This window comes from Streptomyces sp. NPDC005794 (assembly GCF_042871445.1).
In the GTDB taxonomy this organism is placed as follows: domain Bacteria; phylum Actinomycetota; class Actinomycetes; order Streptomycetales; family Streptomycetaceae; genus Streptomyces.
This window is the reverse complement of record NZ_JBIAIN010000015.1, coordinates 53,236-69,249: the sequence shown is the minus strand read 5'-3', so window position 1 is coordinate 69,249 and position 16,014 is coordinate 53,236. Positions and strand designations below refer to the sequence as shown.

Sequence of the window (16,014 nt, the reverse complement as noted above, 5' to 3'; positions counted from 1 at the left end):
GCGGGTCAGCCGGTGTTGCGGAGGCCCGCCGCTACGCCGTTGACGGTCAGCAGCAGGGCGCGGGCGAGGAGCGGGTCGGCTTCCTCGCCGCGTTCGGCCGCCTGACGCTGGCGGGCGAGCAGGGACACCTGGAGGTAGGAGATCGGGTCCAGGTAGGCGTCACGGATGGCGAAGGTCTGCTGGAGCACCGGGCTGGTGCCGAGGAGTTCCCTGCCGCCGGTGACCTTGAGGACTTCCTGGACGGTGAGCTCGTGCTCGGCCTGGATGACGTCGAAGACGTGCTTGAGCTCGTCGGGGACGAGGGTGTCGACGTAGTGCCGGGCGATGCGCAGGTCGGTCTTGGCGAGGGTCATCTCGACGTTGGAGAGGAAGTTCTGGAAGAAGTGCCACTGACCGTGCATCTCTTCCAGGACGGTGTCGAGACCGGCCTCCCTGAGTGCCTTGAGGCCGGAGCCGACGCCGAACCAGCCGGGGACGATCTGGCGTGACTGGGTCCAGCCGAACACCCAGGGGATGGCGCGCAGGCCGTCGAGCGAGACGCCGGAGCCGGGGCGGCGGGAGGGCCGCGAGCCCAGGTGCAGGTCGGCGAGCTGGTCCACCGGGGTGGAGGCGAGGAAGTAGGCGGGCAGGTCCGGGTCCTCGACGAGCTTGCGGTAGGCGGCGTGGGCGGCGTCGGACACGGTGTCCATGGCCGCGTCCCAGCGGGCGAGTGCCTCGTCGGACTGGCGGGGTGCCGTGTGCAGGGCGGATGCCTGGAGGGTGGCCGCGACGGTCAGTTCCAGGTTCTCCCGTGCCAGTGCGGGGATGAGGTACTTGTCGGAGATGACCTCGCCCTGCTCGGTCACCTTGATCTCGCCTTCGAGCGTTCCCCAGGGCTGGGCGAGGATCGCGTCGTGGGAGGGGCCGCCGCCTCGGCCGACGGTGCCGCCGCGGCCGTGGAAGAGGCGCAGGCGTACGCCGTAGCGGTGGGCCACGTCGCGGAGCCGGCGCTGGGCGCGGTGGATCTCCCACTGGGAGGTGGTGATGCCGCCGAACTTGGAGGAGTCGGAGTATCCGAGCATGACCTCCTGGACGTCGCCGCGGAGCGAGACGAGCCGGCGGTAGGAGGGGTCGGCGAGCATCTCGTCGAGGATGACGTCGGCCGCGCGGAGTTCGTCGGTGGTCTCCAGGAGCGGGACGATGCCGATCTTGGCCCAGCCGCCGTGGAGGTCGACGAGTCCGGCTTCGCGGGCCAGGACGGCTGCGGCGAAGACGTCGTCGGCGCCCTGGCACATCGAGATGATGTAGGACTCGATGACTTCGGGGCCGAAGCGTTCGAAGGCCTGCTTGATGGTGTGGAAGACGCCGAGGGTCTTCTCGCCGGCGGCGTCGAGCGGTGCCGGGGTGGGGGCGAGGGGGCGGCGGGAGCGGAGTTCCTTGGCGAGGAGCTTCTGCCGGTAGTCGCGGGGCATGTCGGCGTAGCGCCAGGACTCCTCGCCGAGGCGGTCGAAGAGCTGACCGAGGGCGTGGTGGTGGGCGTCGGCGTGCTCACGGACGTCCATGGTGGCGAGCTGGAGGCCGAACGCGGACAGCGTGCGGATGGTGCGGTTCATGCGGCCGTCGGCGAAGAGTCCGCCGCGGTGTTCGCGCAGGGAGGTCTGGATGAGGGCCAGGTCGGCGATGAGCTCGGCGGTGCCGAGGTAGTCGCAGCCGGGGCGGTGCGGGGTGCCGGTGGCGAGCCGCTCGCGGGTGTTGACGAGCTTCTGCCGGATGCAGGTGGCCTTGAGCCGGTAGGGCTCTTCGGCGTTCAGCCGCTTGTAGCGGGGGCTGATCTCGGGCAGCCGCTCCAGGTCGGTCTGGAGGGAGGTGAGGAGCTCGTCGGTGGCTCCGGTGTAGCGGATGGAGTTGGAGAGGAGTCCGCGCAGGTAGTCGACGAGTTCGAGGGCGTCGGTGATGCCGTGCTCGTGCTGGAGGATCAGCACGTCCCAGGTGACGGCGGGCGTCACGTTGGGGTTGCCGTCGCGGTCGCCGCCGATCCAGGTGCCGAAGGTGAGGGGGCGGGTGCCGGCGGGGAGTTCGACGCCGACGCGCTCCAGTTCGGCGGCGAGGTCCTCGAGGACGTCGCCGACGGCGTTGGCGTGGAGTTCGTCGAGGTAGTAGATGGCGTTGCGGGCTTCGTCGGCGGGCTCGGGGCGTACGACGCGCAGCTCGTCGGTCTGCCAGATGAGGTCGATGTTCTCGGCGAGCCGGAGGTCGTGGCGTCGGCGGTCGGCCTCGATGACGGGGGTTTCGAGCAGTTCGGCGATGCGGCGGAGCTTGTTGAGCACGGAGCGCCGTGCGGCTTCCGTGGGGTGTGCGGTGAAGACGGGCCGTACGTTGAGGTTCTTGACCGTCTCGCGCAGGTGTTCGGGGTCGGCGTCCTTGAGGCGGTCGGCGGTGCGGGCGAGGAGCCCGCCTTCGGCGGCCCGGCGGTCGCGCATCTCGTGGGCGCGGTGGACCTGCTCGGTGACGTTGGCGAGGTGGAAGTAGGTGGAGAAGGCGCGCACGAGCTGCGCGGCGGTCTCCAGGTCCGTGTCGCCGAGGAGCTCGGCTGCTGCCTCGCCGTCGGTGCGGGTCAGGGCGCGGACGCGCTCGACGAGGTCGAGGAGGTCCTGGCCTTCCTGGCGTACGAGGGTCTCGCCCAGCAGGTCGCCGAGGCGGCGGATGTCGGCCCGCAGTTCGGTGGTGGCGGCAGGGGTCTGGTCGGCACTGCTCACAGGTGCGGCTCCTTGCAGTGGTTGAGCACGTCTGTCAGGGGGGCCGGGGCGCTCGCGGTGCTGACGGGTCACCCCGGATATGCAGAGTGCGGACCGCGCTGTCCGACGCTCCCAGGATAGGTGTCCGGGGGTTCGGCGTGCTCGTTGCCCTGCGGGGTGGTCCGGATCCGGGGTAGGCGGGAGGTACGGGCCCCGTGCCGGAGGGGTTCCGGCGGCGGCGCTCTCGTGTCGCGGCCTTCTTCGCTGTCATACTTACGATGCCGTAGGTTACGGAAGCGTAGCCCGCCCATACCATCATATTTCCTCACCACACAGGGGACTCCCCAATGCCCACCAGCCCCGATGTGATCGACGACGGCCTGCCGGCGACGGCAGGCGACTCCGCAACCCCCTCCGCCACGCTCGGCGGGGACAAGAAACGTTCGGTCGAGCAGATCGCGCTGCTCCTCTTCATCGTGGTGCCGTTCGCGGCCCTGGTCGCGGCGGTGCCGCTGGCCTGGGGCCGTGGCGTCAGCTGGCTCGACCTGGGCCTGCTGGTCGCCATGTACTACTGGGGCTGCCACGGCGTGACGATCGGTTTCCACCGCTACTTCACGCACGGCTCCTTCAAGGCGAAGCGTCCGCTCCGTATCGCCCTGGCGGTCGCCGGCTCCATGGCGGTCGAGGGTCCGCTGGTGCGCTGGGTGGCCGACCACCGCAAGCACCACCGGTTCTCCGACGCCGAGGGCGACCCGCATTCGCCGTGGCGCTTCGGTGAGAACCTCCCGGCGCTGATGAAGGGCCTGTGGTGGGCCCATATCGGCTGGATGTTCAACGAGGAGCAGACACCGCAGCAGAAGTACGCCCCTGACCTGGTCAGGGACCCGGCGATCCGTGCGATCTCGCGTCACTTCCTCAGCTTCACGATCCTCTCGCTGGCGATCCCGCCGCTGGTCGGCGGCCTGGTCACCCTGTCGTGGTGGGGCGCGTTCACCGCCTTCTTCTGGGGCTCGCTGGTCCGTGTCGCGCTGCTGCACCACGTGACGTGGTCCATCAACTCCATCTGTCACGCGGTCGGGAAGCGGCCCTTCAAGTCCCGCGACAGGTCCGGGAACGTGTGGTGGCTGGCGGTCCTCTCGTGCGGCGAGTCCTGGCACAACCTGCACCACGCGGACCCGACGAGTGCCCGGCACGGGGTGATGAGGGGACAGATCGATTCCAGCGCCCGGTTGATCCGCTGGTTCGAGCAGCTGGGCTGGGCACATGACGTGCGGTGGCCCGATGCCTCGCGTATCGCCTCCCGGCGCAAGCCCCCGGCCGCCGACCCGGCATGATTGACGACGTGGCGACCGACGGAAGCACCAGCGGCGAGAAGAGCATGCCTGCCCCCACGCGACGGGTCCGGCGGGTCCGGATGACGGGCAAGGAGCGCCGCGAGCAACTCCTGGACATCGGCCGCGCCCTGTTCGCCGACAAGGGCTTCGAGGGCACCTCGGTGGAGGAGATCGCGGCGCGTGCCGGGGTCTCCAAGCCCGTGGTGTACGAGCACTTCGGCGGCAAGGAGGGCCTGTACGCCGTCGTGGTCGACCGTGAGATGCGCCAGTTGCTGGATCTGGTGACGGGCGCACTCACGGCGGGTCATCCGCGTGAGCTGCTGGAACAGGCGGCGTTCGCGCTGCTCGACTACATCGAGACGTATACGGACGGTTTCCGGATCCTGGTCCGCGACTCCCCCGTCGCGCAGTCGACAGGCACGTTCGCCTCGCTGATCAGCGACATCGCGACGCAGGTCGAGGACATCCTGGGCCTGGAGTTCAAGGCCCGGGGTTTCGACCCGAAGCTGGCCCCGCTGTACGCGCAGGCCCTGGTCGGGATGGTGGCACTGACCGGCCAGTGGTGGCTGGACGTGCGGAAGCCGAAGAAGGCCGAGGTCGCGGCCCACCTGGTGAATCTGGCGTGGCACGGGCTGGAGAACCTGGAGTCGAAGCCGCGGCTGATAGGCCACCGGAAGAACTGACCCGCCGCGGTGTTTCCGGCATTCCGAACTTCCGGCCGGTCGAGACGGCCGGGAGCGACCGGCACCCGGCCGTACGGGTGCACGAGCTGGACCCGGTGAACAAGACGTACGCCGTGACGGGCATCCATCACGACCGGCTCAAGACCGGGGTCCCGTTCCCCGTCGACCTCGGCATCTCGCCGGAGGCGCTCGACGCGCTGTGACGGCCGGCCGGGACGGTCACCCGGCCGTGCGCGCCACGGCGAAGACGCGGCGGAACGGGAAGACCGTGCCGTGCGGGCCGGCCGGGTAGGCCGTGCGCAGCAGGTCGCGGTATTCGCCGAGGAAGGCGTCGTGCGCTTCCGGGTCGTCGGCGAGGGCGTCGAGGACGGGGCGCAGGCCGGTGCCCTTGACCCAGTCGAGGACGGGGTCCTCGCCCTGGAGCAGGTGCAGGTAGGTGGTCTCCCAGACGTCGACGGTGCGTCCGGGTGCGGTGAGGTGCTCCAGGTACTCGGCGGGTGTGTGTACGGCGTCGCCGTGGCGCAGGAGGCCGCCGAGGCGGTCGTGCCAGCGGGGGGATTCGGCGAGTTCGCGCATGAGGGTGTGGCTGGGGGCGTCGAAGTTGCCGGGGACCTGGAAGGCGAGGGTGCCGCCGGGGGCGAGGGCGTCCAGCCAGTGCGGGAAGCGGTCGGTGTGGCCGGGGACCCATTGGAGCAGGGCGTTGGAGACGATGAGGTCGTACGTCTCGGTGGGCGCCCAGGTGGTGGCGTCGGCCTCGGTGAAGTCGAGGAGGGGGCCGGCGTGGGCGCGGGCTCGTTCGAGCATCTGGGGGGAACTGTCGTAGCCGGTGATGCGGGCGCCGGGCCAGCGTGCCGCGAGGAGGGCGGTGACGTTGCCCGCGCCGCAGCCGAGGTCGGCGATCCGGGGTGCGGGTTCGTGCGGCAGGGGTCCGGTCCGGGCCAGGAGGTCATGGAAAGGGCGGGTGCGGTGGTCGGCGTGGCGGAGGTATTGCAGGGGGTCCCAGGTGGGTGCTGTCATGAGCCCAGGATCACCAAGAAAGTCTCTTGATGTCAAGACACTTGAATTCAAGAGACTTCATGTCGAGGGACCCTCTACACTGATCGACATGGAGGACGAGGTCGACCGGCTGGTCGCTGCATGGCGCCGAGAGCGCCCCGACCTCGACGTGGAACCACTCGAGGTCCTGAGCCGCGTCTCCCGGCTGGCCCGGCATCTGGACCGGGCCCGCAGGATCGCCTTCGCGGAGCACGAGCTGGAGCCCTGGGAATTCGACGTCCTGACGTCCCTGCGCCGCGCCGGTGCCCCGTATCAGCTCTCCCCCGGCCAGCTCCTGACCCAGACCCTGGTCACCTCGGGCACGATGACGAACCGCATCGACCGGCTGACCAAGAAGAACCTGGTGGAGCGGCTGCCCGACCCGAGCGACCGCCGCGGCGTCCTGGTGAGGCTGACCGACCTGGGCCGTGACAAGGCCGACCAGTCGCTGGCCGGGCTGCTCGACCAGGAGCGGGCCATCCTGGGCGAGCTCTCCCGTCAGCAGCGGTCCGAACTGGCCGGGCTGCTACGCCAGTTGACCGCCCCGTTCGACAACATCCCCGGTTAGCGCGGCCGGGCCCACCCCCGCCCGCCGGGCCAGCGCCACGGCCGCCAGGGTCGAGTGCACACCCAGCTTCCCCAGCACGTTCTGCATATGGGTACGCACCGTGTGCGGGGACAGGAAGAGCCGCTCCGCGACCGCCTTGCGCCCCAGGCCCGCCACCATGCAGCGCAGCACCTCTCGCTCGCGCGGCGTCAGCGACTCGACGAGCTGCTCGCTCTCGGTGCGGTGCTTGCGGGCCGCGGTCAGCTCCCGCAGGACCCCGGTCAGCAAGGCGGCCGGCAGATGCGTCTCATCACGCAGCACACCCCGTATGACCGTCAGAAGCCGTTGCAGCGAACAGTCCTTGGCGACCCAGCCCGACGCCCCGGCCTGCAGCGCCGTCGCGGCCCGGCGTGGGTCGTCCGTCTCCGCGAGCACCACCGTCCGCATGTGCGGATGCCCCGCACGAGCCCCGGCCACCAGCGAGATGCCGTCCACCGGCGCACCGCCGGCAGCGTCCTCCGGTGCGCCGCGCGGCGCGGGAACGGTCCGGGCCCCGCCCGGGGCCGGAACGCCCAGTTCGGCGTCGACCAGCAGCACGTCGTAGCGGCGCCCCTCGGCGGTCGCGCGCTCCAGACACCGCAGCGCGGCGGGGCCACTGCCCGCCGCGGACACGTCGACGTCCGGTTCGGCGGCGAGGGCCGCCGCGAGGGACTCGGCAAAGATGCGGTGGTCGTCGACCACCAGAACCCGGATACGAGCCACAGACACCCCCATGCTGCGTGAGCTCCTGGGGCGCCTCGTTCAAGGCCGGCCCCGACGGGGACGGACCGCGGCGAACACGACGCCCGGAGCACTCCGGTGGTCCGTCGGCGCACGGCCGCCGCCGTGTGCCGGCCGCCACCCGCCCCGGGCGTCGTATCCGACTGTCTCGTCCCCTGAAACGGCACCGGCCCCCACCGGTGCTGAGCATCAGCGTACGGCGGGCGGTGGGCGGGGGAAGGTGATTCGCGGAACTGACCACCGAAGGTGTTTAGGGTGTTGTTCATGTTCCGTCTTGAGACCGAAGTGGACAAGGAACGTCGTATTCTGCTGGGCCGTCGGCTGCACGACGACAACTGGGACGGATCACCGGAGCTGCGCGCCCTGCACTCCACCCCCGCCGAGCACGAAGTCCCGCTGGAGGTCTGGCTCCTGGACGACGACGGAGAGCTGGCCGGCGGGCTGAGCGGGCGGACCTGGGCCTACTGGCTCCATGTGGACCTGCTCTGGGTGGACGCCTCCCACCGCCGCGCCGGCCTCGGCGCGCGACTGCTCGCCGAGGCGGAACGCCTCGCCCACGACGACCGGGCCTGTACCCGCTCCCGGCTCGAGACCTGGGGCTTCCAGGCCCCGGACTTCTACCGGAAGCAGGGGTACGAGGTGGTCGGCGAGGTAGCGGACTACCCGCCCGGCGTCGCGGAGTTCATCCTGGTCAAGCAGCTGGAGCGATCCGCCGGGCCCCCGCCGAAGGGACCGCGGGGAAGATTCCCGGGGCGGCGTGACCGGCGGAGGTGAAGGCCTCCGAAACGGCCTTGGCGACGGTGTCCGCCATCGCTTCCTCCACCAGCACGATCGCCGAGCCGCCGAAGCCGCCCCCGGTCATCCTGGCCCCGAGTGCCCCGGCGGTGTTCGCCGTGGAGACCACGAGGTCCAGCTCCGGGCACGAGACCCGCAGGTCGTCGCGGAGCGAGAGGTGCCCCTGGTTGAGGACCGGGCCCGCCGCGCGCACCTCGCCCGCGTCGAGCAGCGAGATGACCTGTTCCACCCGGTGGTTGTCGCTCACCACATGACGGACGTACCGCACGACCGACTCGTCCTCGCCCGCCGCCGCGAGGGTCTCCAGTGCGGCGTCCAGGCCCTCGTACGGAAGGTCGCGGAGGGTGGGGATGCCGAGCGCCCGGGCGCCCGCCTCGCAGCCGGCCCGGCGCTCCGCGTACGCGCCGTCACCCAGGGCGTGCTTGACCCGGGTGTCGACGACGAGCAGTTGCAGCCCGTGTGCGGGCAGGTCGAAGGGGACCTGGCGCTGGGTGAGATCGCGGGTGTCGAGGTACAGCGCGTGGCCCTCGGTGCAGCACGCGGAGGCCATCTGGTCCATGACGCCGCAGGGCACGCCGACGAAGGAGTTCTCGGCGCGCTGGCCGAGCACGGCGATCTCCGGTTCGCTCAGGCCGAGTTCGAAGAGGTCGTTCAGGGCGAGCGCGGTGACGACCTCGAGGGCGGCCGACGAGGAGAGTCCGGCGCCCACCGGCACGGTGGAGGTGAGCTGGATGTCCGCCCCGGTGACCGCGTGACCCGCCTCGCGGAGCGCCCAGACGACACCGGCCGGGTAGGCGGCCCAGCCGTGGCCGGAGTGCGGGACCAGCTCGTCGACGCGCAGGGAGACGACGCCACCCGGTACGTCGGTGGAGTGCAGGCGCAGCTGTCCGTCGGAGCGGCGGGCGACGGCCGCGCGCGCGTGGTGCGGGAGGGCCAGCGGCATGACGAAGCCGTCGTTGAAGTCGGTGTACTCACCGATCAGGTTCACTCGTCCGGGTGCCGCCCAGATCCCCTCGGGGACGGTCCCGTAGAGCTCGGTGAAGGAGGCGGTCAGGTCGGCGTTGTCGGTCATGGTGCGGTGGGCTCCTCTCGGCGGGCGAACGTCCACGCGTCGGCGACGATGGCGGCCAGGTCGGCGCGGGACGGCTGCCAGCCGAGCCTCTCCCTGGCGGTGGCGGCGGAGGCGACGAGGACGGCCGGGTCGCCGCCGCGCCGGGGCGCCGCGGTCTCGGGGACCGGGTGGCCGGTGACCTGGCGGACGGTCTCGATGACTTCGCGTACGGAGAAGCCGTTGCCGTTGCCGAGGTTGCAGATGAGGTGTTCGCCCGCGGTGGCCGCGTCCAGGGCCAGCAGATGGGCCTCGGCGAGGTCGGCGACGTGGATGTAGTCGCGTACGCAGGTGCCGTCGGGGGTCGGGTAGTCGTCCCCGTAGACGGAGATCGAGTCGCGCTGTCCGAGGGCGACCTGGAGGACCAGCGGGATGAGGTGCGACTCGGGGCTGTGGCGCTCGCCGCAGCTGCCGTAGGCGCCGGCGACGTTGAAGTAGCGCAGGGAGACGGCGGCCAGGCCGTGGGCGGTCGCCTCGCCGCTGATCATGTGGTCGACGGCCAGCTTGGAGGCGCCGTACGGGCTGGTGGGCGCGGTGGGGTCGGTCTCCGTGATGGGGCTGGAGACCGGTTCTCCGTAGGTCGCCGCGGTGGAGGAGAAGACGAGGGTGCGCACCCCCGCGTCGCGCATGGCGGCGAGGAGTGCGGTGGTGCCGCCGACGTTGTTGACCCAGTACTTCTCGGGGTCGGCGACGGACTCGCCGACCTGGGAGTACGCGGCGAAGTGCAGCACTCCGTCGTAGGAGGGGTCCAGCCACTTCGCGGCGTCCTGGATGCGTCCCTCGATGAACTCGGCGCCCGTGGGGACGCCTTCGCGGAAACCGGTCGACAGGTCGTCGAGGACGGTCACGGTGTGGCCGGCCTCCAGCAGGTGTGCGGCGACGACACTGCCGACGTATCCCGCGCCACCCGTCACCAGGTACTTCTTGCCGGTGTTGCTCACTCGCTCGCTACCTCTCGCAGTCGCTGGGCCGCGGCCTCCGGCGGCACGTCGTTGATGAACACGCCCATGCCGGACTCGGAGCCCGCGAGGAACTTCAGCTTGCCGGTGGTCCGCCTGATGGTGAAGAGCTCGAGGTGCAGCCCGAACTCCTCGCGGCCGGGGACCCTGAAGGGCGCCTGGTGCCAGGCCGAGATGTACGGGGTCGGCGGCTCGCCGGGGCCGAAGATCCGGTCGAATCGCCTCAAGAGTTCCAGATAGATCTGTGGGAACTCCGTGCGGGCACCCTCGTCGAGCTCCCGCAGGTCGGGGACGCGGCGGCGCGGGTGGAGGTGGACCTCGTAGGGCCAGTGCGCGGCGTACGGCACGAAGGCGACCCAGTGCTCGCCCTCCAGGACGACACGGTCGCCGTCGGCCAGTTCCCGGGCGACGACGTCGTCGAAGAGGTTGCGGCCGGTCTCGGCGCGGTGGGTCTGCGCCGAGCGCATCATCAGCTCGGTGCGCGGGGTGACGAAGGGGTAGCCGTAGATCTGCCCGTGCGGGTGGCCGAGGGTGACGCCGATCTCGGCGCCGCGGTTCTCGAAGCAGAACACCTGGGTGACCTGCGGGAGCTCGGCGAGATCGGCCGTGCGGTCGGTCCAGGCCTCCAGGACCAGGGCGGCCTGGTCCTCGGTGAGGCCGGCGAAGGACACGTCGTGGTCGGAGGTGAAGCAGACGACCTCACAGCGGCCCGAGTCACCGGCGAGGGAGGGGAAGCGGTTCTCGAAGACGGCGACGTCGTAGCCGGTGTCGGGGATCTCGCTGAGCCGGCCCTCACTCGACGGGCAGAGCGGGCATTCGTCGGCCGGCGGGTGGTACGTACGCCCCTGCCGGTGCGAGGCGATGGCCACCGAGTCGCCGAGCAGCGGGTCGTGGCGGATCTCCGAGGACGTCGATACGGCATCCAGCGGCCGCAGGTCGACGGCGTCGCGGACGGTGTCATCCGCGGAGTCGTAATAGATCAGCTCACGGCCGTCGGCGAGGGTCGTAACCGTCTTCTTCACCAGGCTCCTCCATGTAACGCCCTCTAAACAGAACCGCACATAACTAATCACAACCCAACAGGTGCGTCAATGCCGTCAGATCCTGTGCCCGTCCCGTGTAAACGATCACCAAGATCCGGACATTCCACCCTGTCCGATCACGATCAAACAAAGAACGTCATACAAGCTGTTCATTTTCTGAACACAAAGGCGTAGGTTCCGACGGGTTCAGTTCGCGCAACGAAGCGAGTACCCCCCATGCACTATCTGGCCGAAGGGCTCCGGCTCCCCACGAACGGGCTCGATTACACAATCCTGGCGATCTACTTCGTCGTGGTGCTCGGCATCGGCTTCGCCGCCCGGGCCAGTGTGAGGACGAGCCTCGACTTCTTCCTCTCCGGACGGTCGCTGCCCGCCTGGGTGACCGGTCTGGCCTTCGTCGCGGCGAATCTCGGGGCGACCGAGATCCTCGGCATGGCGGCGACCGGCGCGCAGTACGGCGTCGCGGTCGTCCACTGGTACTGGATCGGCGCCATCCCGGCCATGGTCTTCCTCGGCCTGGTGATGATGCCCTTCTACTACCGGTCGAAGGTCCGTTCCGTACCGGAGTTCCTGCTCCAGCGCTTCGACAAGTCGGCGCACCTGCTGAGCTCCGTGCTCTTCGCCTTCGCGGCGATCCTGATCGCGGGCGTGAACCTCTACGCCCTGTCGATCGTCGTGGAGGCGCTGCTGGGCTGGGACCGCTCGGTCGCGATCGTCGTCGCCGGCGTGTTCGTCCTGCTCTACATCACCATCGGCGGTCTCTCCTCGGCGATCTACAACGAGGTGCTGCAGTTCTTCGTCATCCTCGCCGCGCTGATCCCGCTGACCCTGCTGGGCCTCAAGCGCGTCGGCGGCTGGGACGGGCTGAGCGGCTCGCTGGAGAAGCAGCACGGCACGGACTTCATGTCCGCCTGGGGCGGTACCGGCATCGGTGACGCCAACCCGCTCGGCGCCAACTGGCTGACGATCATCCTCGGCCTCGGCTTCGTGCTCTCCTTCGGCTACTGGACCACCAACTTCGCCGAGGTGCAGCGCGCCCTGTCCGCGAAGAACCTCTCGGCGGCCAAGCGCACCCCGCTGATCGCCGCCTTCCCGAAGATCTTCATCGTCTTCGCGGTGATGATCCCGGGCCTGGTCGCCGCCGTCGTCGTCCCGAAGATCGGCACGTCCGGCTCGGACCTCACGTACAACGACGCCATTCCGCTGCTGATGCGGGAGCTCCTGCCCAACGGTGTGCTCGGCATCGCGGTGACCGGTCTGCTGGCCGCGTTCATGGCCGGTATGGCCGCCAACGTGTCCTCGTTCAACACGGTGTTCACCACGGACATCTGGCAGCGGTACGTGAAGAAGGACCAGCCCGACGCGTACTACCTGCGCTTCGGCCGGCTGATCACCGCGGTGGGTGTGCTGGCGTCGATCGGCACGGCGTTCATCGCGGCCAGCTTCTCCAACATCATGACGTACCTGCAGACGCTGTTCTCGTTCTTCAACGTCCCGATGTTCGTCGTCTTCATCATCGGCATGTTCTGGAAGCGCGCCTCGACGAAGTCCGGTGTGTGGGGCCTCGTCGCGGGTACCACGGCCGCGATGGTGAACTACTTCGTCATCTACAAGCAGGGCATCATCGACATCCCGTCCGACCAGGGCGCCAACTTCGTGTCCGCCATCGTCGGATTCGTCGCCGGCGCGGTCGTCATGGTCGCCGTCACTCTCTTCACCGCGCCCAAGCCGGAGGCCGAACTGGCCGGGCTGGTCTACGGGACGGAGTCCCCGGACGCCGACGAGGTGCCGGACGAGGGCGACGGCGCCTGGTACCGCAAGCCCGCCCTGCTCGGCTGGGGCGCCATCGTCCTCGCCGCGCTGTGCTACCTGCCCTACTCGCTCTGATCGGAGGCACTCACCATGTCCGACCTGCACAAGGAAGTCTCCGAACTGGAGCGCAAGTCCGCGACCGCGGCCCGGCTCTTCGACATCCGGCGGATCATCGGCGGTCTCTTCGTGGTCTACGGAGTGATCGTCACCATCGCCGGTATCAACCCGTCCGAAGCCGACCTGAAGAAGGCCGAGGGCGTCCACATCAACCTCTGGACCGGCCTGGCCATGCTGGCGCTCGGCCTCTTCTTCCTGATCTGGATGAAGCTGCGCCCGGCCCAGGCGCCCGACGAGGCGCCCGAAGAAGCCCCGAGCACGCCGGAGGGCTGACCGGTACGCCGCGGGGGCCGGACCGTCACGCGTTCACGCGAGGCCGTCCGGCCCCCGCGCCGTTCCCGGCGCCGCCCGGTCGAGCAGTCCCGTACGGGCCGCGAGTGCGGCGGCCTCCAGCCGGGAGCCGACGCCGAGCTTCATCAGCACCCGCTGCACATGCGTGCGCGCGGTGCTCGGCGCGATCTCCATACCGGCCGCGATCAGCCGGGTGTCCTCCCCCTCGGCGACCCGCACCAGCACCTCGACCTCGCGCGGGGTCAGCATCCGCAGCAGTCGCTGCCCCTCGTCGTCCGGCTGGACAGCCGGATACAGCATCTCGGCGAAGGCGCCCCGCAACAGCTGCGGGGAGACCGCGACCTCTCCCGCACGGGCCTTGATCATGGCGCGCTCGACGCCCTCGATGCGTTCGTCGTGGCGGACGTAACCGGCCGCGCCGGCGGCGAAGGCCGCAGCGATCCCGCGCGGGCTCGGCACCGGGCCGAGCACCACCACGGCGATCTGCGGGCGCTCCCGTCCGATCCGTACGATCGGGTCGAACGCCCCGGGTTCGGCGGGCGCCGCCGTGCCGAACAAACAGACCTCCGGCGCCCTGCTGACGACCAGGTCCGCGGCTCCGGACGTCGGCGCGGCTGCCGCGAGCACCCGGTGCCCCCGCAATTTCAGCGCCGAGGCGAGTGCCTCGGCGAGCAGACGGTGGTCATCGACCACCATGAGCCGCACGCCCATCGAGATAGCCCCCATGTGTACAGCGTCGTACCGCTGCGTAACCCTGAACAGGCCCCCCGGCCCCTCTGACCCGGCAAGTTACACGCTTGTTCGACGCGGTGCGCCCCCTACTGTTCAGAAGCCCCCCAGAATGCCGAATTCTGAGTCATTCAGGGCTACTTGGCCGTCGGAAAACGATCGGCCCTGCCGGTCTGATGATCAACCGGCAGGGCCGTTCACTGCCGGCCCCTGCACGGGCCGGGCGGGTCAGACGGTGCTGAAGGACACCGCGAGGTACTGCTTGTCGTCCACCGAGCTGGACTTGCTGGGCTCACTGACCATCTTCTCGGAGACGAACAGCCGGCCCTTCTCGTAGATGAACTCGGAGTAGTTCATGGAGAAGCTGGTCTCCGCGTCACGGACCGCCTCGTCGTCCGGATTCACCATCAGCACGGTCTCCTCGAAGGTGGAGCCGTCGATGGAGACGATCTGGCCGCCCTTGTCGTACGGGGGCTGCTTGTACGCGATGACGTTGGAGCCGTCCATGCGCAGCGGGGTCAGCGCGTAGCGGTCGCCCGCGTCCGCCCTGCCTCCGACGAGCTTGCCGGTGGTGAGGTCGAAGGCGACGATCTCATTGGTGTCGCCGTACTCGCCGCTGCCCTCGTGCTCCTCGGTCGGCACGTAGATCCTGTTGTTGCCGACGGCCAGGGAACTGCACTGCTCGACCTCGGTGGAGCCGCAGTCCCCGGCGTACTTGTCCGCGTCGGCCGAGATCCGGACGATGAGCTTGCCGGTGGCCGCGTCGATGGAGAAGAAGTCCGAGATGCTGCTGCCGTCGCCGGCGGTGTCGCCGACGTCGGCCGCGACGACGAGCGGCTTGGTGGAGACGATGGCCGCGTACTCGACACCGGCCGGCATGTTGTACGAGGAGAGCGGTGCGCCGGTGGTCGGGTTCAGTGCCTGGATGGTGAGCTGCGGGGAGTCGTAGCTGCCGCACTTGCGGACCACCGCGAGGGCGTCGCCCCCGCCGTATCCCATGTCGTAGCAGTTGTTGGCTTCGGCCTTGGGCTTCCAGAGCTCGGCGCCGTCCGTGAGGTTGAAGGCGGCCCCGCCGCCGGTTCCGCCCGCGGCGACCGTCGTCCCGCTGAGCGTGACCTCGCCGAACCTGACGGGCTCGTCACCGCTGGCGGTGGACGTGACGGACTTGCTCCACATGAGCTTGCCGGTGGCCAGGTCGAGCGCGCCGATCTGGGTGCAGGAGGGGTACTTGTCCTCGGCGCTCGGCTTGCCCTCCGCGAAGGCGATGGCCGTCTTGTAGTCCTTGCTCATGTGCCGGGACGCGGCGCAGACCTGGCCGGTCAGCGGGATCGACCAGAGCTTGGTTCCCTTGGCGAGGTCGTAGCCGACGATCTCGTACACGCCGGTCTTCACGTACGCCTTGTCCGTGACCCAGGATCCGTCGACGACCGTGGTGTCGGTGACCTTCGGGTGCGGAAGCTGGAAGCCGACCTGGGACTTGGTGTCGGCCGGGGCCTTCTCCGTGCCGCCTCCCAGGTCCGCGCCCTCGCCGCCCTTGCTCTCGCCGCCGCCCGTTCCGGCCGAGGACGCCTCGTCCTGCTTGCCGTCGTCGTCGCTGCCGCCGGAGGCGTAGAGGACTCCGCCACCGACGATCAGCACCACGGCGACGACCGCGGCGACGATGATCTGCATCTGGGTGGTGAACTTCTTGCCGCCGCCCTGTTGGGGTCCGGGGTACTGCGGCTGCATCGGTGCGGTCGGGTAGCCGTACCCCTGCTGCGGAGCCATGCCGGGAGGCGGTGCCTGCGGGAAGCCGTAACCGGGCTGCGTGGGCGGCTGCCCGGGAGGCGGTGCCTGCGGGTAGCCGTAACCGGGCTGCGTGGGCGGCTGCCCGGGGGGCGGCGCCTGCGGGGCGCCGTATCCACCGGCGGGCGGCGGGGGCGGGCTGCCGTAACCGCCTGCGGCCGGGGGCTGCTTGCCGAACGGGTCGGCGGGCGGCGGGGTGGGCGCGCCGAACCCGCCGGACGGCGGTTCCTGCGGGGCGCCGAATCCGCCCTGGGGCGGTTCGTTGGGCGGCTGAGTCATGGC

At 70.1% G+C, this 16,014-nt stretch carries 14 protein-coding genes and 1 pseudogene; 7 read left to right on the top strand and 8 right to left on the bottom strand.

Translation table 11 applies throughout. The features are described 5' to 3' along the window. Positions 1–5 precede the first annotated feature (5 nt). Positions 6–2,735 carry a phosphoenolpyruvate carboxylase gene (ppc, locus tag ACFYQ5_RS23820; RefSeq protein ID WP_389200190.1) on the bottom strand — a complete coding sequence of 910 codons (2,730 nt, stop codon included), beginning with the start codon at positions 2,733–2,735 and terminating at the stop codon, positions 6–8. A gap of 326 nt (positions 2,736–3,061) precedes the next feature. Here ppc and ACFYQ5_RS23815 point away from each other — a divergent pair, with 326 nt between their 5' ends. The 3 genes from ACFYQ5_RS23815 to ACFYQ5_RS23805 all read left to right on the top strand — a co-directional run bounded on the left by ACFYQ5_RS23815 (position 3,062) and on the right by ACFYQ5_RS23805 (position 4,934). Continuing rightward, on the top strand, positions 3,062–4,048 hold the full coding sequence (locus ACFYQ5_RS23815) for an acyl-CoA desaturase (RefSeq protein ID WP_389200188.1): 987 nt from the start codon (positions 3,062–3,064) through the stop codon (positions 4,046–4,048). Next, complete coding sequence (locus ACFYQ5_RS23810) at positions 4,045–4,731, top strand: TetR family transcriptional regulator (RefSeq protein ID WP_389200186.1); 687 nt, start codon at positions 4,045–4,047, stop codon at positions 4,729–4,731. Before ACFYQ5_RS23815 ends, ACFYQ5_RS23810 begins: the two co-directional genes overlap by 4 nt. 77 nt (positions 4,732–4,808) lie before the next feature. Further along, positions 4,809–4,934 carry a hypothetical protein gene (locus tag ACFYQ5_RS23805; protein WP_389200184.1) on the top strand — a complete coding sequence of 42 codons (126 nt, stop codon included), beginning with the start codon at positions 4,809–4,811 and terminating at the stop codon, positions 4,932–4,934. Between the two features lie 16 nt (positions 4,935–4,950). On the opposite strand, the gene ACFYQ5_RS23800 is transcribed toward ACFYQ5_RS23805, so the two are convergent. Beyond that, on the bottom strand, positions 4,951–5,748 hold the full coding sequence (locus ACFYQ5_RS23800; protein ID WP_389200182.1) for a trans-aconitate 2-methyltransferase: 798 nt from the start codon (positions 5,746–5,748) through the stop codon (positions 4,951–4,953). An 88-nt stretch (positions 5,749–5,836) separates the two neighbouring features. On the opposite strand from ACFYQ5_RS23800, the gene ACFYQ5_RS23795 reads away from it, so the two are divergent. Further along, positions 5,837–6,334 (top strand): MarR family winged helix-turn-helix transcriptional regulator, encoded by a 498-nt coding sequence (locus ACFYQ5_RS23795; RefSeq protein WP_389200180.1) that lies wholly within the window; start codon positions 5,837–5,839, stop codon positions 6,332–6,334. Here ACFYQ5_RS23795 and ACFYQ5_RS23790 read toward each other — a convergent pair. Beyond that, positions 6,293–7,087: a LuxR C-terminal-related transcriptional regulator gene (locus ACFYQ5_RS23790; RefSeq protein ID WP_389200179.1), complete on the bottom strand. Its 795-nt coding sequence runs from the start codon at positions 7,085–7,087 to the stop codon at positions 6,293–6,295. The two genes, ACFYQ5_RS23795 and ACFYQ5_RS23790, sit on opposite strands and share 42 nt — an antisense overlap. Before the next feature lie 270 nt (positions 7,088–7,357). Here ACFYQ5_RS23790 and ACFYQ5_RS23785 point away from each other — a divergent pair. Then, positions 7,358–7,795: pseudogene (locus ACFYQ5_RS23785) on the top strand (GNAT family N-acetyltransferase); the annotation flags it as partial. Here ACFYQ5_RS23785 and galK read toward each other — a convergent pair. From galK to galT, 3 genes are read right to left on the bottom strand one after another with little or no spacing between them, the layout of a single operon-like run. Next, positions 7,785–8,960, bottom strand: coding sequence for a galactokinase (gene galK, locus ACFYQ5_RS23780; protein ID WP_389200177.1), 1,176 nt, complete (start codon positions 8,958–8,960; stop codon positions 7,785–7,787). The pseudogene ACFYQ5_RS23785 and the gene galK overlap by 11 nt on opposite strands. Next, a complete protein-coding gene (gene galE / locus ACFYQ5_RS23775) occupies positions 8,957–9,937 on the bottom strand; it encodes a UDP-glucose 4-epimerase GalE (RefSeq protein WP_389200175.1) in 981 nt (326 codons plus the stop codon). The genes galK and galE overlap by 4 nt, the downstream gene beginning before the upstream one ends. Further along, positions 9,934–10,977, bottom strand: a complete 1,044-nt coding sequence (gene galT / locus ACFYQ5_RS23770) for a galactose-1-phosphate uridylyltransferase (RefSeq protein WP_389200173.1) — start codon at positions 10,975–10,977, stop codon at positions 9,934–9,936. The genes galE and galT overlap by 4 nt, the downstream gene beginning before the upstream one ends. A gap of 237 nt (positions 10,978–11,214) precedes the next feature. On the opposite strand from galT, the gene ACFYQ5_RS23765 reads away from it, so the two are divergent. Further along, positions 11,215–12,885, top strand: a complete 1,671-nt coding sequence (locus tag ACFYQ5_RS23765) for a sodium:solute symporter family protein (protein WP_389200171.1) — start codon at positions 11,215–11,217, stop codon at positions 12,883–12,885. 15 nt (positions 12,886–12,900) lie between these two features. Continuing rightward, complete coding sequence (locus ACFYQ5_RS23760; protein ID WP_389200169.1) at positions 12,901–13,200, top strand: hypothetical protein; 300 nt, start codon at positions 12,901–12,903, stop codon at positions 13,198–13,200. A 33-nt stretch (positions 13,201–13,233) separates the two neighbouring features. Here the strand turns inward: ACFYQ5_RS23760 and ACFYQ5_RS23755 are convergent, their stop codons facing one another. Continuing rightward, entirely contained in the window at positions 13,234–13,929 is a 696-nt protein-coding gene (locus ACFYQ5_RS23755; protein WP_389200371.1) for a LuxR C-terminal-related transcriptional regulator, read from the bottom strand. Between the two features lie 246 nt (positions 13,930–14,175). Next, positions 14,176–16,011 (bottom strand): PQQ-binding-like beta-propeller repeat protein, encoded by a 1,836-nt coding sequence (locus ACFYQ5_RS23750; RefSeq protein WP_389200168.1) that lies wholly within the window; start codon positions 16,009–16,011, stop codon positions 14,176–14,178. Positions 16,012–16,014: the final 3 nt, after the last annotated feature.

Bases quoted from the DNA above. Each gene is read 5' to 3' on its own strand.
- ACFYQ5_RS23815 (WP_389200188.1), top strand. From the start codon at position 3,062: ATGCCCACCAGCCCCGATGTGATCGACGACGGCCTGCCGGCGACGGCA.
- galK (WP_389200177.1), bottom strand. From the start codon at position 8,960: ATGACCGACAACGCCGACCTGACCGCCTCCTTCACCGAGCTCTACGGG.
- ACFYQ5_RS23750 (WP_389200168.1), bottom strand. From the start codon at position 16,011: ATGACTCAGCCGCCCAACGAACCGCCCCAGGGCGGATTCGGCGCCCCG.
- ACFYQ5_RS23790 (WP_389200179.1), bottom strand. From the start codon at position 7,087: ATGGGGGTGTCTGTGGCTCGTATCCGGGTTCTGGTGGTCGACGACCAC.
- ACFYQ5_RS23800 (WP_389200182.1), bottom strand. From the start codon at position 5,748: ATGACAGCACCCACCTGGGACCCCCTGCAATACCTCCGCCACGCCGAC.
- ACFYQ5_RS23810 (WP_389200186.1), top strand. From the start codon at position 4,045: ATGATTGACGACGTGGCGACCGACGGAAGCACCAGCGGCGAGAAGAGC.
- ACFYQ5_RS23755 (WP_389200371.1), bottom strand. From the start codon at position 13,929: ATGGGCGTGCGGCTCATGGTGGTCGATGACCACCGTCTGCTCGCCGAG.
- ACFYQ5_RS23795 (WP_389200180.1), top strand. From the start codon at position 5,837: ATGGAGGACGAGGTCGACCGGCTGGTCGCTGCATGGCGCCGAGAGCGC.
- ACFYQ5_RS23765 (WP_389200171.1), top strand. From the start codon at position 11,215: ATGCACTATCTGGCCGAAGGGCTCCGGCTCCCCACGAACGGGCTCGAT.
- ACFYQ5_RS23760 (WP_389200169.1), top strand. From the start codon at position 12,901: ATGTCCGACCTGCACAAGGAAGTCTCCGAACTGGAGCGCAAGTCCGCG.